The sequence below is a fragment of the Rhodohalobacter sp. 8-1 genome, from assembly GCF_038150125.1.
Classification (GTDB): Bacteria; Bacteroidota; Rhodothermia; order Balneolales; family Balneolaceae; genus SW132.
In genome coordinates, this window is the sequence record NZ_JBBVMF010000017.1 from 1 (window position 1) to 16591 (window position 16591).

A 16591-nucleotide genomic window follows, 5' to 3' on the forward strand; every position below is an offset into this window, starting at 1 on the left:
ACCTCGGTTACGCAATGATTCGTACAGCGGTTACAAGATTAAAAGCGCCTTTCGATGAGTGGTTTTAAATACATATGACTGGCATCCAACCGCGTGTGAATGGTAGTCATTAATGGAATTGCATATAGAACGCAAGAATCGGGTTTTAAAGAAATGGCGGAATGGTTACAATTCAAAGGTTGGTCCTGTAAAGCAAACTCAGATAAAATCCTCATGAATTACAACTACTATCGGATTGAAAAGGCGATCCGGTACCTAACCGACAATCACTCCCGTCAGCCATCACTTGAAGATGCCGCATCTGTCGTTGACCTGAGCGCATCACACTTTCAGCGAATTTTTACTAATTGGGCGGGCGTGAGTCCCAAAAAATTTGTCCGGTATTTAACCCTTCAAACAGCGAAACACGCTTTAAATAACCAGGCAACTCTGTTTGATGCTGCCTTAAACGCGGGTCTTTCCGGCACCGGCCGGCTGCACGATCTGTTTGTCACAATTGAAGGAATGACGCCCGGCGAATATAAAAACGGTGGACGGTCGTTAACGATCAGTTATTCAGTACATGAAAGCCCGTTTGGTGATGTGATGGTTGCCTCAACCAGCCGGGGCATTTGCAAGATTTCTTTTCTGAGTGATAAGCGGGAGCCGGGGAGTATTTTGCGCGATGAGTTTCCGAACGCTGCAATTCAAAATCAAGCAGCATCAGAGCATACAGATGCGTTACATTTGTTTGAGAAAAATTTGGCGAACACCCCAAATGTGAAACTGCATCTGAAAGGCACCCCTTTTCAAATAAAGGTGTGGGAAGCACTGATGAAAATTCCGGAAGGGAAGCTGTGCAGCTATTCAGATATTGCGAAAGAGTAGGGAAATCCAAAGGCATCACGGGCGGTAGGCTCTGCCGTGGCACAAAACCCGGTTGCTTATTTAATTCCATGCCACCGGGTCATCAAATCAACCGGAGAATTTAGTAATTACCGCTGGGGACCCGATCGAAAATCAGCTATGATTGGATGGGAAGCTGTGAGGTCTATAAATGATTCTGAATCTAAAAAAACAAATAGAAGAGATGAAATCACACCAATACAAGACGGATCTTAAATGGACAGGAAACCGCGGCAACGGCACAGCAGGCTACAGATCTTACGACCGTTCGTATTCTGTGATGATAAACGGAAAGCCAACACTTGAGGGAAGTGCAGATCCGGCCTTTAGGGGTGATGTGTCGAAATGGAATCCGGAAGAGCTGTTTCTGGCATCTCTAACGGCTTGCCACATGCTGTGGTATCTGCATCTTTGTGCAGATGAAGAAATCCATGTGATGTCATACAAAGATCAGGCATCCGGAGTGATGGAGGAGATGGATAACGGCAGCGGTAAGTTTGCCGAAGTGGTGCTTCATCCGCAGGTTACAATTACACATACGGTCAACCTGGATAAAGCTGAGAAACTACATCAACGTGCAAACGAAATGTGCTTTATCGCGAACTCCTGTAATTTTCCGGTGAGGCATGAGGTGAAGATGAAATTGATATAATCTAACTATCAAAAAGGATACTTGGAAGTCATTGATATAGAGATATATAAAGAAATTTTTTGCTCTTGCTATTTACATTAATCATCTATTAATTAAATAAGGATGTTTCTTATGTAGATCAAAAATAATCCTTGAATAAACAATAATGCATGATCTGAGCGATACTATTTTAATACAAAAAATCCGTGATGGTTGTGAAAAAGCGTTTAGAGAAATGTACGACCGTTATCACGTTCAGATGTTTTTTATTGCAAAAAAGTATCTGAAGGATTCCAATCTGGCCGAAGATGCCGTTCAGGATATTTTTGTGAAAGTTTGGGAAAAAAGGCAGGAGCTGGAACATGTACATTCTGTAAATAGCTACCTGTTTACTATGGTACGAAACCATGTACTAAATATGCTCAGAGACAGGAAAAGTGAGGTGATATCAATATCAGCAGTTAAAGAAGAAAATCTTCCAGCCAAAAATCCGACCGAAGAAAACCTGCAGTATAGTGAATATGAGACAGTTTTCAGGAAAGGTGTGAAAGAGCTATCTGGCCGAAAGAGGGAAGTCTTCGAACTGCGAACACTAAAAGGACTTACAAATTCTGAAGTTGCAGAACATTTACAAATTCATGTACGAACTGTTAAAACCCACTATTATAACAGCTCTAAATTTATACGTACCTACCTTAAAAATCACGCCGGTTTACTGCTGCTTTTGCTCGCTTATCTTAAATTATTTTCCTGATCAAATATAATCTGAAATCCTTCACTCGACGAGTCAATTTATAGAGAAAGGATTGGATTAGGTTGGCGGAGGGACACTCCAAAATATACTCCTCATAGGCTGATAAATTGATACGTCGCGTGCTCTGCCCCGAGGAAGTTCATTTCTCGTCATTTATAGCTGGCTGCTCATCTGCTTAAACACTGATCTCTCCTATTTGAAGAATAAGAAATTACTTAGTTTCTGACTTTCCTTAAATAAAAAAGAATACTTAAAAGCCCATTAAATACATTTAACGGTTGATTTTAATAAAATTAAATTTTCTTCTAATACTTTAGGCAATTTTTTGTGTCGTAATAGTAGCAACACATTTTAAAAGAACTATAAGTATTGGAATGTCACGAAAATTAGCTGAAAAATTTTTCAACAATCAAACGACGCCTGCAGAAAGTGAAGTTGTATTGGAGTGGTTTGAAACCTCTGAAGGTAAACAGGTTCTGCAGGAGTGGATCGAAGCAGGCAGGGAGTTGATGGATAGGAAAGATCTTCGCAATGCGATTCCCGAACTCGACTCAGATAAGCTTTATATCTCTATTCAGGAAGAAATCAAAAAAAAGAGAAAAAGATATACTTTAAGAAGAATTGACTGGTTGAGTTATGTAGTGAAAGCAGCAGCAGCTGTTCTTGTTATTCTTACGGCTGCCTTGTTTACAATTAGTTATGAAGGGTATAAGGTTGAACAAATTACAGTACAGGAACCGGTTATTTTCCAGACTAATGAGGAGCAGCATCGGGAAATTACCCTGAATGACGGAACCATCGTTCGATTGAATAAAAACTCTGAAATCATACTTTCAGTAGATTTCAATAAAGAAAAGCGTGAGATAAGGCTCGAGGGTGAAGCTTATTTCGATGTGGCCCACAGCTCCGATAAACCATTTATAATTAATACCGGCAATTCTTCAATTGAGGTATTAGGAACTTCTTTTAATGTCAGATCTGACTCCGGTAAGGAGAATGTTCAGATTGCAGTAGTCGAAGGAAGGGTATCTTTCTCTTCATTAAAGGGTGATAAACCGGAAAAGTCGTCGGTAATTCTGTCGAAAGGTCAATTTGGATACCTGGATGTTAAAGAAAATTCTATAGTAGTAGATAAGGTGCCCATAAATAATTATCTCGCCTGGAAAAGCGGCCGGTTTCATTTTAATGAGCTAACGCTTCAGCAGGTTTGTACACAGTTATACCGGCTGTATAATCTTAATTGTAGTTTTGAAAATCAGGAGATACGTAATCTCCGTCTGACAGCTAACTTCTCGAATGAGTCGTTGAAAAAAACTCTATCGGTTATCGCACTTTCATTAGGAATCGAGTTTAAAAAAAATGAAGAACGAGTGACCTGGTTTAAAGAGAGACAATAAATACTAAAGTCAACTTTATTTCATGGAGTCTAAAAATCGTTTTACACCATATAATATTAACACGAAAACCTCACTACTCATGCCTACTCAAATATTTACATATCAGTGGAAGCGCTTTCAGGAATTGGGCTTAATTGCTCTCTTAGGTTTGTTTTTTTCTTTTGTTGTATTTGATCTGGCTAATAGCCAGAACAGGCCTCTATTAGAAAATGAGAATCTTTACGCACAAATGGATTTCGATCATGTAGAGTCTGAGGTCAGTCTTTTATCAATTAAATTCTCAAATTTTACAATCCAGGAAGCTCTGGAACTTTTATCAAATAAAGTCAACGTCGGTTTTTCGTATAACCCTGAAATTATCCCGGATAAGCGAATTAGCCTCAGCATGACAAAGGTTCCACCTCATGAAGTTATTTATAAATTGTTGGAAGGAACAAATCTTGAGCCTGTTTTGCCTCCGAGTAAAGATGTGATTGTGATACGGGAAAAAGAAGTTTTGCCTAAGATTGATGTATTTCAGCAAACGGTAGAAGGTAGAGTTACTGATGCAAATACCGGAGAAGCGCTTACGGGTGTCACTATCGTAGCGCCAGGAACAAATATAGGGACCACTACAGACTTGAATGGTGATTACTCATTAACGGTTCCCGATGAAACAGAGGCCTTGGTTTTTTCATATGTAGGGTATTTGTCGCAAGAGGTTCAGATCAACGGTCGCTCCGAAATAAATATTGAACTTCAGGAAGAAGTTATTGCAATGGATGAGGCGGTAGTTACCGCGTTTGGCCTTGAAAGAGAACAGCGTTCTATTACGTCCTCAATCGGACAGGTAAGTGCCGAAGATATTGCGCAGGGACAAGATTTAAGTGTTGCCAATTCACTCTCGGGTAGGGTAGCAGGTGTTCAGGTACAAAGTGCGGGGAGTGGCACGGGTGGTTCATCCAGGGTTATTATACGTGGATTCAGTTCACTTGGGGGAAATAACCAGCCGTTATATGTAGTAGATGGTGTGCCTATTGACAATTCAAACAGAGGTTCTGCCGGTCGATGGGGCGGTTACGATAGGGGAGATGGAATTCAAAACATCAATCCAAATGATATAGCAGATATTTCGGTACTGAAAGGCCCAAGTGCAGCCTCTCTTTACGGACAGCGAGGCGCAAATGGTGTTGTGTTGATTACAACTAAAAGCGGACAATCCCGTGAAGGTATTGGAGTGGAATTAAACAGTTCCGTATCGGTTGGATCTCCTTCTGTATGGCCAGACTGGCAAAATGAGTATGGCCTGGGTTCAAACGGTCAGCATCGGTTTTTCAGAGACGGGAATGGAGATGTCCGCTCCCGGACAGATTGGGAAGCAGCCGGCCAGCCTAATTGGACGCCTCAGCTAACGACAGCGGCTGATGGGCCACAGCATCCAAAAAGCTGGGGGCCGGCAATGGACGGAAGCCAGGTATTTAACTGGGATGGACAGTCCGTTACGTTTAGCCCGCAACCCGATAATGCAAAGAACTTTTTCAGTGATCAGGTCACAGTTGATAATACGCTTTCATTTAGCGGTGGTAATGAAACAACTACCTTTCGACTCTCATTGTCAGATATGCAAAACCAGGGAGTATTACCTACAAATGAACTGACAAGAAGGGGCGTTAATCTGAGGGCGGCGCATCAGATCAGTGAAAGATTTTCTGCCGAAGGTAAAGTAAACTATGTAAGACAGGAAGCCTACAATCGGGCGGCACTTTCTGATGATCAGGAAAATGTATTTTATCAATTCAGGGGAATGCCGCGCAGTACGATTGGCAGTACGCTGGATGATTATATAATTGGCCCTGATGAAGAAATGGTAGGTTATGCTGCATCCATTAACCAGGAAGGGTTTCCAAAACACTGGAGTAATGCAACGCATACTGAGCAGCCTCACTGGATCATCAATAATATTATCAATGAAGATACCAGGGAAAGGGTAATCGGTCATGTATCATTGAATTATCAATTTACCGACTGGTTAGGGGTACAGGCCAGGGCAAGTACTGATTTCTATACAGACCGAAGACATAATCATGCTGCAATCGGTACCCGAACACCGGGGCAGGGCACTGGTACACTGAGTGAACAGGTTCACCGGTTCAGAGAGGACAATATGGAGGTTTTATTGTCTGCTAATCAGAGTATTACGGACGATCTATCGGTTACTGCCAATTTAGGCGGAAATTATAAGCGGGATTATTTTAATAATACCAACTTCAGCGGCCAGCAATTAGCGGTTGGAGGATTATATGTAATCAGTAATGCACAAATTCAGAATCCCGGCTATTCACTTTCAGAAACAGAAATCCAGTCAATCTTTGTATTTGGGCAGTTTAACTGGCAGGATATTCTCTATTTCGACTGGTCGGCAAGAAATGACTGGGCATCTACCTTACCGACTGATAATAACTCAGTACTCTATCCGTCATTCGGGCTTAATTTTGTGTTTTCCGATGCGTTTGACATGCCTGATTTCCTCACTTTCGGATCTGTCCGGGGTTCCTGGGCACAGGCCGGAAACACTGGAGATCCATATCAGCTCAGCGGAAATTACAGTTTAACATCGAATCCGCATTTAGGACAACCCGGAGCTACATTTCAGAACAGTGTCCCGTTTACTGATCTTCAAAACGAGCTGACTACTTCCACTGAAATTGGAGCTGACCTTCGGTTCCTGGAAGGAAGAGTTCGTTTGGATGCCGGATGGTACTGGTCAAGTACAGAAAACCAAATTCTGAATATTCCGGTTTCGTCGGCTACAGGTTATTACAGCCAGTCTGTGAATGCGGGTGAGATTAAGAATGACGGTTTTGAATTAATGATTGAAGCTTCACCTATCGTAGGCAGCGAATTCCAGTGGAATATTGCCTTTAACTATGGTAAAAATAACAACGAGGTTGTTGAGCTTATTGAAGGTATAGATCGGTTTCAGTTAGGTAGTGCCAGGAATGTTGCGGTGTATGCTGATCCCGGCCAGCCTTATGGAGCTATTTACACAACAACCGCCCGTTATTTAAGAGACGATAATGGAAACAGGTTAATTGATCAGAGTGGTTTGCCTATCCGTGAATCGGGTGAATTTCTGATTGGTAATGCAATGCCGGACTGGACAGGAGGAATCTCCAATACATTCAACTATAAAAACTTCTCCCTTTCCGCTTTGGTTGATATACAGAAGGGTGGAGATATTTTCTCCATTTCCAATATGTATGAGGCCATTTATGGAACAACGAAAGCTACAACAGAAGGCCGTGATGGTAGCTATGTAGCAGAAGGGGTTTCAGCAACGCCGGACGGAAACGGCGGCTGGACATCAACCGGACAAGCAAACACGGTTCAGGTAAGGGCAGAAGATTACTGGAATCGCGTAGCACCTGAAGAAGGCAGTGCTGTAACGGAGGAGTTTCTGAATGATGGAACCTACGTTAAAATGCGGGAATTGCGCCTTGGATACGAAATTCCAACCTCATTAACTCAAAGTATTGGAATGAACCGGTTAAGAGTAGCAGTGATTGGAAAAAATCTATTCTACTTTGTACGCAACACCGATGGATTTGCTCCTGAATCACACAACCGCAATGTGAATGCCAGCTCTCTCGGCATGGAAGATAATTCGTGGCCAAGCCTGAGGTCAGTAGTTTTTAATGTGAACATAGGATTTTAGAAAAACTCCTGAACCCATGAATAAATTTTTAAATAAAATGGATGGATTAACAATGGAAAATTTAAACATTAAAGCAGTTATAGTATCACTTGTACTGATTGTTTCGATATCGGCCTGCACGGATCATTTTTCATCACTGAACACCCCCCCTACTTCAGTGACATCAATTGACCCGGACTTTATATTCACAGAAGTATTAAGAGATGATAATATTAACTATAACTGGGAATATGCGGATGCCAGGCTATTTGGGGGATGGGCTCAGCACTGGGCGGATAATGATGCCGGAGACGGTTTGCCCAACTACTATCAGCAACATCGCCGGAATGATAATGCCTTTTGGGAAGTGAAGTACGTAACAGTCCTGAAAAATTTGAACCGTGCTAAAGCATTAGTGCTTGAAAATGCCGAAGGTGATGCATCATCACCGGCGGCCAGATCCAAACTGGCGATGATAAAGCTGTATGAAGCTATGACGTATGAAACACTGGCTGCCGGATTGGGAGATATTCCATTTTCTGAAGCCAATAAAGGCCTTGAGGGAATAACCAACCCGGTTTATGATTTACAATCCAATATCTACCCGGCATTGATTGATACTATTGATACATATATGGCACAACTCACAAGTGGTGATGCAACATTCCAGGACGCTGACATCATCTATCAGGGAGATATAGATATGTGGCGACGGTTTGCGAATTCTCTGAAACTGAAAATCGCTATGCGAATGAGCTATGCGAATGAGGCCGCAGCTGAAGCAGCTGTTACGGAAGCAATGGGTGATCCTTTAATCTCAAGTAATGAAGAATCAGCTATGATTGCGACTACTGCAGGCGGCGGACCGGATGCAAATGCACACCCGATTCTTACTGAATTGCGGGAGCCCGGAGATAAATCACGGATTGGAATGCATCTTGTTGAAATGCTGAAAGCTAATGATGATCCAAGGCTGGAATTTATCGCAGAACCTACCGAAGCTTCAAAAGATGTGTTTGAAGTATCAGGTGATCCAAATGACCTAGAATACCTGGGTATTCCGCCGAACATGACAGACGCTCAGTATAATGAAATGGATCTTTTCGAGATATCCTATGCTGCCCTTGATATCTGGGCAAATGAAGATTTAGCTGTGCCGGCACATGTTTTAACTTATCCCGAGGTATTATTCTTACAAGCCGAAGCTGCTCTTCGCGGATGGGGGGGAACACTGACTGAGGCTCAGCTTTATTATGAAGAGGGAATAAGAGCCGCGATGACCATGGAACCGTATAACAATACCGGTTTTAATGGAGTTGAAATCACGGAGGCTGATATTAACGCGTATGTAGCTTCACAATTGCCGCTTTCAGCTGACTTCGAAACTGCGCTTGAACAGATTAGTGAGGATAGATACGTTGCCCTCTTCAGCAGGGGAGACGAACCTTATTTCGAATGGAGAAGAACCGGTTATCCGCTTCTTGATCCCGGAACAAGGACAGATAATTATACAAATGGTAACATTCCCCGTAAGGCATTCTATCATGAATCAGAACAGTCGTTAAACAATGAGAACTGGCAGGAAGCTGGAGACCGGCAGGGTGATGACGGATATAATGCCGAAATCTGGCTGGATCAAAACCCCAATAATGGCCAGCTATATGATAATTAGATGGATGACTTGAATAACTGATTACGTGTCCTTTTACATGTAATCAGCTAAAAATCTTCGTTTTTCAATTATCAGATTTTTTAAAAAAAACAATGGTTGATATAAATAAAAACACATGGGGCGGCACTATTAAAAGGGTCGGTCTCTATTATGAGGTGTGTGCACAGCGTGGCAGTCACGGAGAACTTTTACTACCTGGAGCATTATGCAGTAGATATACCCACCCGGAGGACCTTGTGACCGGGATGGATCAGCCGATTGTTGAAAATGGACCTGTAATCGTAGAGGAAAAGCCTGGGCTTGTCTTGGAATTGATTGAAGAGGTGGTACGGCAACATTTAATACCGGGTAAAGAGATGTTCGCTCCAACGGAGGAATGGAACGAAGTCCGTTCCAATCACAGGCTCTGGAGTTAAATCGGCGGAACAGAAAATCGAATAATAAACCCTTAATTCTACTTTATACTCAAAGCATATGAAGAAAAAGAATGAATTCAACAACGACAAAACACCAAACGGGCGACGGGATTTTATAAAAAAAGCCAGTTTAGGCGGGCTCAGCCTGGGAGCTATGGCCATGGCCCCGTTTGGGGATCAGCTGGATCATTTAACCAGTAAAATCAATAAGAATTCAAACCCTTCCGAACTACGGATTACGGATTTACGAATTGCTGAGGTTACCGGCGTGATGTTCCGGACCCCGGTGATCCGGATTTATACCAACCAGGGAATTGTAGGCCACGGGGATGTACGCGATGGTGCAGCCAGGGAGTACGCGCTGATGCTCAAGCATCTTCTGCTGGGGGAAAATCCAACCCATATCGACCGAATATTCAATAAAATCAGGCAATTTGCCCATCATGGACGGCAGGGCGGTGGCGTGTCCGGGGTGGAAATGGCCCTTTGCGACCTGGCCGGAAAGGCCTACGGGGTACCGGTTCACATGCTGCTGGGCGGCAAATACCGGGATAAGGTACGAGTATATGCGGATACACCTACAGAACAAGACCCAGATGCATTTGCACAGAGATTAAAAGCAAGGGCCGACCAAGGATATACCTCCTTAAAAATGGATGTGGGAATCGGATTACTTGAAGGAATACCCGGAACCGTAGTGAATCCGCCATGGGCCGATTTTAACCCCTGGCAGTATGATCACCGTCAATATCGTATGATTGAGCATCCGTTTACCAATACTCAGGTGACCGATAAAGGGGTAGACCGGCTGATGGAGTATATCGCGGCAGCCCGTGAGGCAGTGGGCTGGGAAATTCCCATCGGTGTAGACCACTGGGGTCATATCGGTGTGGAAGAGTGTATCCGGCTGAACAGGGCCGCGGAGCCCTACCGGCTGGCCTATTCGGAGGACAGTATCCCGTGGTTCTATATGGATGACTGGAAACGGATTACCGAATCCAGCACTACAGTTACGGTCACAGGAGAGGATATTTTCGGCCTGGAAGGCGGGTTCAAAGAGCTTATCGATAGGCGTGTGGTGAACATGGTGCATCCTGATCCGAATACATCCGGGGGGTGTTTTGAGACCAAGCGGATTGGCGATTATGCCACTGAGCATGGCATCCAGATGATGCATCACCATGCGGCTGGGCCGGTTTCCTTTATGGGGTGTGTGCACAGTGCTGCAGCGACGGAGAATTTCTACTGCCTGGAGCATCATTCAGTGGATAATGAAGACTGGGAAAACCTGGTATCAGGTATAGACAAACCCTTGGTTGAAAATGGGTATGTTACTGTGCCCGACACGCCTGGGCTTGGTGTGGAGCTTGTGGATGAAGTTCTGGAGGAATACCTGGTACCGGGAACCGAATTATTCGCTCCAACTGAAGAATGGAATGAAATCAGGTCTAACCACAGGTTGTGGAGTTAATTAAAATCTAATAACGGGAGAATAGGAGTTTGTTAAGAGCTATTCTCCTGATTATTTAAATTCCTGAGTCTTGCGATATGGACAAAAATTTTTAAATCTAATGCGTATGATCAAAACATTCAGACTTAGTATTTTAAAAAAATAAGTATTGATTGAATAAACAACGGGCTTTTAATAACCCTCGAAATTTCGAAATTCTTATTTTTAAAGTCACGTTCTTTCAAATAGTGTCGTTTTTGGCTAATTATGGCTGGTTTAAAGCAACTCAACAACCGATTTGAGGCCATTTGGCCGCTCGTTGACATAACCCACTCTTCATGTGGCCTTTGGCAGGGTAACATTCTGCTATTTCTTTGACCAGGTAATACCACTTTCAATGTTCCAGCAGATGTAAGCCATCACAAAGCGGGCTTTGTTTCTTACCTGCGTTTTGGTCTGGGCCCATCGCAGGCCGTAACGATCTTTGATCGTTGCAAACGGATGGTCTACCTGCTGGTGACGCTTGTTTCGTTTTTTCTGAGTAGAACTCAGCGAATCACCCCGTTTCCCTTTGTTCAGGATGCCGTCGTGCCGGGCCATCTGTTTGAGGCTGTCGCGGTCGTAGGCTTGATCGACAAATAGGATGAGCTGATCCTCAACACAGGTCTTCAAGCACCGTACTGTCGTTAGGCTAGGCTGGGGTAAAGGCAATTTTTCGAATCAGTTGACTGAATGAATCAAGACAAGTGTGGCCTTTGGCGTCCAGTTGCTCGGTGATCTCCTCAGTAAATTCCTCGATAAAATCCTCACCTGCCAGCGCCTCGTGAAACCGTTCCGGAGTTTTGGGATAAAGTCGGGTAGGTCTGATCCGCCGGCAATTCTGCGAAATGCCGAAAGACCAGCCGGTCGATTAGATGGTCTTCCAGTTATGGGCCACTCAGCTGATTCTGGTATTGAAGAAGCAACCCGCGAATCATCCAACGAACCGGTTTGCATGCTGTCTACCTTTAGGATGTATTTTGTCAATGGGTCGGCCCATCTCATAGAATGGCTCCCAATCGATCCACTCATCAATCTGTTGCAGATGTTTTGAAGAGCGATAGACTTGACTGGAGTTGCTGCCCCTTTAGCCTAAAAAGTTGAGTTGATGTCGTTTATATGTGGATAATTCTTTATAAGTGCACAATTACGTGATCGGGCTGAAAACTAAAAATGTACTATCAAAACCGAAATAATAGGAGGTTCTGCAAAGCCCCTAAATAGTTAGTAAATGAGCTATTTATTGAAGCCATTTACCCGGTGGAGTAAATTTTTGATGCATCTTGTAAATATTGATTATACCTTGAATTATTACTGTATCAATTAACCTATAAATCGTTGTTACAGTTTCGATAGCAGATCTGTTTGTTGTCAGGAGAAATTTTTTTGATAAGATTCCTTTCTTTTCCATTTTAAAAGAAAAACTACAGATAGTGAGTTTCTTGCTCAATGCTTTAAAAGAACATGACAATAATCAACAGCAGCAGTAATAACCAGGATGATGATTTTTGGGTAGAAAATATCCAATATGGTGATAAAAAGGCATTCGAAATCTTATTTAAAAAATATTATCTGCCATTAACCCGATTTATATGGCGTTATGTGAACTCTAAAGCCATTGCAGAGGAGTTGATTCAGGAGCTTTTTACCATTTTATGGGAAAAAAAAGATGACTGGGATATGGATACAGAAAAATCAATTCGTGCATATTTGTATAAATCTGCCAGAAATCTGGCCCTTAATCAGATTAGACACCAAGAAATAAAAGAAAAATATGATACCGAATGGATGTCCAGGAAAGAAAATCCGGTTATTGAATTCCATGATGAATACAGGGAAGAGCGAATACGTAATGCAATAACAAAGGCGATAGAGGAGCTACCTGCACGCAGTAAAATGACTTATAAACTTCATAGATATGATGGTTTGACATACCCGGAAATTGCAGAAGTGATGGAGGTTTCTGTAAAAACAGTTGAATCACAAATGACCCGAACTTTGAAAATCTTGCGGGACCAGTTGTCCCATTTACTGCCCTATTTGATCATAGCTCTTTTAGCGGTATAGTGAATTTAATGGTTTCGGCATGAACTCCCTGTGGTCTTGCCACAGGGATGAAATGTCGTTGCGCGGAGCGCAAAAAAGGGATAGGTTTGGGATGTGGTTGATACAACAGGGGACATATGGAGATGGCATCATAACGTTTCGGAATGCTATTATCATCTTCAGATGACGGTAAAATATCGAAGAAATTTATTTACTGAAGAGATTGAGCAGGTGATTTTGGAGGTGATGGAAGGATTCAAGGAGCGCTATGAAATTGAGGTGCACACAGTGGGTTTTGATAAGAATCATGTGCATGTGTTGTGTAGATTTTTGCCAAAGTATTCAGGCGGGCAAGTAGTGAGATTGATGAAGAGTATCACCGTGCGGCAGGTGTTCCGACGAGTTCCGAGCGTCAAGCGGTGGTTGTGGGGCGGGGAGTTTTGGTCCGACGGGTATTATATAGCGACGGTGAGTGGCAGGGGAGACAAAAAAGTGATTGAGGAGTATATCAAAAACCAAGGAAGGCAAGAAGTGGTGGAGCAACTGAGGCTCTTTGATTTGTGAGTGAGACGCCCTACGGTCTTTGCCGCAGGGTAGTTCACAAAAATTTGAACTGGATAGTTTTAGCCACTCATACATTAAAGTAACGGTTAGATGGTTTTAAAGTTTGTGTGGGGTGTGGTTGTTGTAACGACTAAATAATTTACAGGGTATACTTATTTTCAGTTGTTATGAATACAGAAAATACTTTGGAAATAGATGGGAATAAGTTTGGAGATTAACCACAAAAAAAACTATAAACCCTCTTTTAATGATTAGAACTGGTGCTTATTTACGCTTAAATGGCATAATAAACATTTTTAAAAACATATTTATTAATAAGTAAAGTGTAGTCTTATAACCTAAATCAAAATTCACGATGAACATATCTAAAAGTCTATTTTTCTCACTCTTAGCAACCATTTTACTTGGTTTCTTATTTTTTGAAACCGGTAATGCACAATCTCAATTGGTTCCTGAAGAGCAAGTAATTTTTTACACTCTTGAATGGGAAGGTGATCGGGATGAATATGGCCGTCCGCTTGTATCCGATCAGGTACTGGAACGAATGAAATTCGTAGGGCTTGAGGAAGCCTGGGGAACCATCAGGGGTGATGACTATCATGATAAATTTGAAGGCAACTGGGATGTATTGTACCCCGAAGAAGTAATGGTTGGAAGAGCGCTTACAGCAACCTATATGCCTAAAAGCCCCGGACTGGATCAACGCATGCATGAAATAGGAAGGGAAGCAGACCTCGGTGGTGGCATGAACCAGTACCCAATCTATATGCTTGAACAGGGAGATGTATATGTAGCTGACGGCTTTGGGAAAATCGTTGACGGTACTTTGATTGGAGATAACCTTGCCCAGGGTATATACTCTGCATCAGGAAACGGACCCATACTATATGGTGGTGCACGGGATATGGGTGGAATTAAGGATATTGAAGGCTTTAACACATGGGTGAAAGGCTGGGACCCCTCTTTTATACAGAATATGACATTAATGAGTATTAATGCACCTACCAGAATAGGCAGGGCAATCGTGTTACCCGGTGATGTGGTTCTGGCAACAGAAACAGGAGTCCTGTTTATTCCGCCGCATCTGGCCGAAAGAGTGTTGTTAAGCTCAGAAGTTGGCAGAATGGTGGATACTTTTAGAAAACAGCGAATTGATGAAGGGGTGTACACGCTGAATCAAACATATGGAACGGACTGGACGGATGCGATGAATGAAGATTTTTACGACTGGGTAGGATCAAACCGCACACGCTTGCATGAAGAACTAGGTGTAGGAGAATCGACTCTGAACAGAGTCATTGAAACTCGTTCCAGAAACTGGCAGAAATGGATTGAAGATTGATCACCAAAATCATTTGAGCGGCAGTTACAAATAATTTTATATGAGTTTTTATAAAATAGAACTAAATATTATGGAAGCGCTTTTTATTTCTCGTTAACGGCAGCAAGTCGTGTTCAAGCATTTACAGGCTCCCGATCTTAATAATCTCAAATCTAAATTATGCAAATCTAATGGACAATAAATTTAAAAATAGCAGACGAAATTTTATTAAGAAAATCGGTATCGGCGGATTAAGTCTTGCTGGAATGTCTTTAGCTCCACTGAGTGATCAAATTGCCTATGCCAGTCAGGGTGTACGGCGCAATTCAAGCCCATCGGATCTGAAAATTACTGATATGCGAATTGCAGATGTTCAGGGTGCTTCTCCTATCATCCGCATTTATACAAATCAGGGATTACTTGGGCATGGTGACGTTCGTGATGGCGGAGATCCCCGTTATGCCCTGATGCTGAAAAGCCGGATTCTGGGTGAAAATCCAACTAATGTAGAGAAAATATTCAGGATCATCCGGCAGTTTGGGTATCACGGCCGCCAGGGTGGTGGTGTTTCGGGAGTGGAGATGGCACTCTGGGATCTGGCTGGTAAAGCTTACGGAGTACCGGTTTATCAAATGCTTGGTGGTAAATACCGCGATGAAGTGCGGGTATATGCCGATACGCCCAGTGTTCAGGACCCCAAAGAGTTTGCCCAGCGAATGCAGGGACGGGTTGACCAGGGTTACACAGTTTTAAAGATGGATGTAGGAGTTCAGTTGATTCAGGATATTCCCGGGACTTTAGTAAATGCGGAATTTTGGAAGAATCAGCCGGGAGGATTAAGCGGCTGGAACAGCATACCAGGTAGTTATTCCAATACAGAACATCCCTTTACAAGAGTTCAGATTACCGAAAAAGGAATTGACGAATTGATGAGGTACATTGATGCTACCCGTTCCCAAATTGGGTATGAAATACCCCTTGGAGTGGATCACTGGGGTCATTTTGGAGTGAATGAAGCGATTAAATTAAACAGAGCAGCTGAACCTTATGTTCTGGCCTATTCAGAAGATAGTATCCCCTGGATGAATTTTGATCAGTGGCGGGAAATAACCGATTCTTCAACAACTCCAACAGTCACCGGTGAGGACACTTTTGGACTGGAGGGCGGTTTTAAAGAATTAATAGACAAACGGGCTGTGGATATTGTACATCCGGATCCGAACTCATCCGGCGGTATTCTGGAAACCAAACGAATTGGTGATTATGCCGAGCAGCAGGGAATTTCCATGATGCTGCATCATGCTGCATCCCCGGTATCATTTCTGGGCAGTGTACACATTGCGGCTGCCACTCAAAACTTTTTATGGCTGGAACACCATTCTGTAGATAGAGAATGGTGGGAAGATCTGGTTACCGATACTAAAAAACCAATCGTAGAAAACGGATACATAACAGTACCCGAAGAGCCCGGTATAGGTGTGGAGCTTAATGAAGAAGTTGTAAAAGAACATTTAAGAGAAGGAGCTGAGTTTTTTGCACCAACTCCTGAATGGGATGAAGTACGCTCTTGGGACCGACTTTGGAGTTAAATGTAAAATAAAGGGTTTGTGTTCTAACTGTTCACATTTCCTTATCAAATAAACTCATTAAATATGAATAGGGGTTTTTTGATCATAATAAATTAACAATTGGAATAACTTGCGAACAATTTGCAGGTTATAATTCCAGCAAACATACAAACAG

Annotated in this window: 13 protein-coding genes and 1 pseudogene; 13 read left to right on the forward strand and 1 reads right to left on the reverse strand. The window is 42.7% G+C overall.

Annotation, left to right across the window (positions count from 1 at the left end):
* The first annotated feature begins 213 nt into the window (after nt 1-213).
* The 8 genes and pseudogenes from AABW11_RS15075 (at nt 214) to AABW11_RS15110 (ending at nt 10899) form a co-directional block, all read left to right on the forward strand.
* Nucleotides 214-1101 (forward strand): annotated as a pseudogene (locus tag AABW11_RS15075) (bifunctional helix-turn-helix domain-containing protein/methylated-DNA--[protein]-cysteine S-methyltransferase).
* On the forward strand, nt 1070-1537 hold the full coding sequence (locus AABW11_RS15080; protein WP_340105958.1) for an OsmC family protein: 468 nt from the start codon (nt 1070-1072) through the stop codon (nt 1535-1537). Before AABW11_RS15075 ends, AABW11_RS15080 begins: the two are co-directional and overlap by 32 nt.
* A gap of 145 nt (nt 1538-1682) precedes the next feature.
* Nucleotides 1683-2270 (forward strand): RNA polymerase sigma factor, encoded by a 588-nt coding sequence (locus tag AABW11_RS15085; protein WP_340105959.1) that lies wholly within the window; start codon nt 1683-1685, stop codon nt 2268-2270.
* A 374-nt stretch (nt 2271-2644) separates the two neighbouring features.
* A complete protein-coding gene (locus AABW11_RS15090; protein ID WP_340105960.1) occupies nt 2645-3667 on the forward strand; it encodes a FecR family protein in 1023 nt (340 codons plus the stop codon).
* A 79-nt stretch (nt 3668-3746) separates the two neighbouring features.
* Entirely contained in the window at nt 3747-7361 is a 3615-nt protein-coding gene (locus AABW11_RS15095) for a SusC/RagA family TonB-linked outer membrane protein (RefSeq protein WP_340105961.1), read from the forward strand.
* Nucleotides 7362-7377: 16 nt separating this feature from the next.
* Nucleotides 7378-9012: a SusD/RagB family nutrient-binding outer membrane lipoprotein gene (locus AABW11_RS15100; protein ID WP_340105962.1), complete on the forward strand. Its 1635-nt coding sequence runs from the start codon at nt 7378-7380 to the stop codon at nt 9010-9012.
* Between the two features lie 92 nt (nt 9013-9104).
* A complete protein-coding gene (locus AABW11_RS15105; RefSeq protein ID WP_340105963.1) occupies nt 9105-9428 on the forward strand; it encodes a hypothetical protein in 324 nt (107 codons plus the stop codon).
* Nucleotides 9429-9486: 58 nt separating this feature from the next.
* The gene (locus tag AABW11_RS15110; protein ID WP_340105964.1) at nt 9487-10899 is read left to right on the forward strand and encodes a mandelate racemase/muconate lactonizing enzyme family protein; all 1413 of its coding nucleotides are present in this window, start codon (nt 9487-9489) and stop codon (nt 10897-10899) included.
* Nucleotides 10900-11244: 345 nt separating this feature from the next.
* On the opposite strand, the gene AABW11_RS15115 is transcribed toward AABW11_RS15110, so the two are convergent.
* A complete protein-coding gene (locus AABW11_RS15115) occupies nt 11245-11550 on the reverse strand; it encodes a transposase (protein WP_340105965.1) in 306 nt (101 codons plus the stop codon).
* Between the two features lie 76 nt (nt 11551-11626).
* Between AABW11_RS15115 and AABW11_RS15120 the strand changes: the two genes are divergently transcribed.
* The 5 genes from AABW11_RS15120 to AABW11_RS15140 all read left to right on the forward strand — a co-directional run bounded on the left by AABW11_RS15120 (nt 11627) and on the right by AABW11_RS15140 (nt 16437).
* Nucleotides 11627-11971 carry a hypothetical protein gene (locus AABW11_RS15120; protein ID WP_340105966.1) on the forward strand — a complete coding sequence of 115 codons (345 nt, stop codon included), beginning with the start codon at nt 11627-11629 and terminating at the stop codon, nt 11969-11971.
* A 410-nt stretch (nt 11972-12381) separates the two neighbouring features.
* Nucleotides 12382-12984 (forward strand): RNA polymerase sigma-70 factor, encoded by a 603-nt coding sequence (locus AABW11_RS15125; protein WP_340105967.1) that lies wholly within the window; start codon nt 12382-12384, stop codon nt 12982-12984.
* A 93-nt stretch (nt 12985-13077) separates the two neighbouring features.
* On the forward strand, nt 13078-13527 hold the full coding sequence (gene tnpA / locus AABW11_RS15130) for an IS200/IS605 family transposase (RefSeq protein ID WP_340105968.1): 450 nt from the start codon (nt 13078-13080) through the stop codon (nt 13525-13527).
* Nucleotides 13528-13882: 355 nt separating this feature from the next.
* On the forward strand, nt 13883-14869 hold the full coding sequence (locus tag AABW11_RS15135) for an RraA family protein (protein WP_340105969.1): 987 nt from the start codon (nt 13883-13885) through the stop codon (nt 14867-14869).
* A gap of 170 nt (nt 14870-15039) precedes the next feature.
* Nucleotides 15040-16437 carry a mandelate racemase/muconate lactonizing enzyme family protein gene (locus tag AABW11_RS15140; protein ID WP_340105970.1) on the forward strand — a complete coding sequence of 466 codons (1398 nt, stop codon included), beginning with the start codon at nt 15040-15042 and terminating at the stop codon, nt 16435-16437.
* The last annotated feature ends 154 nt before the right edge of the window (nt 16438-16591 follow it).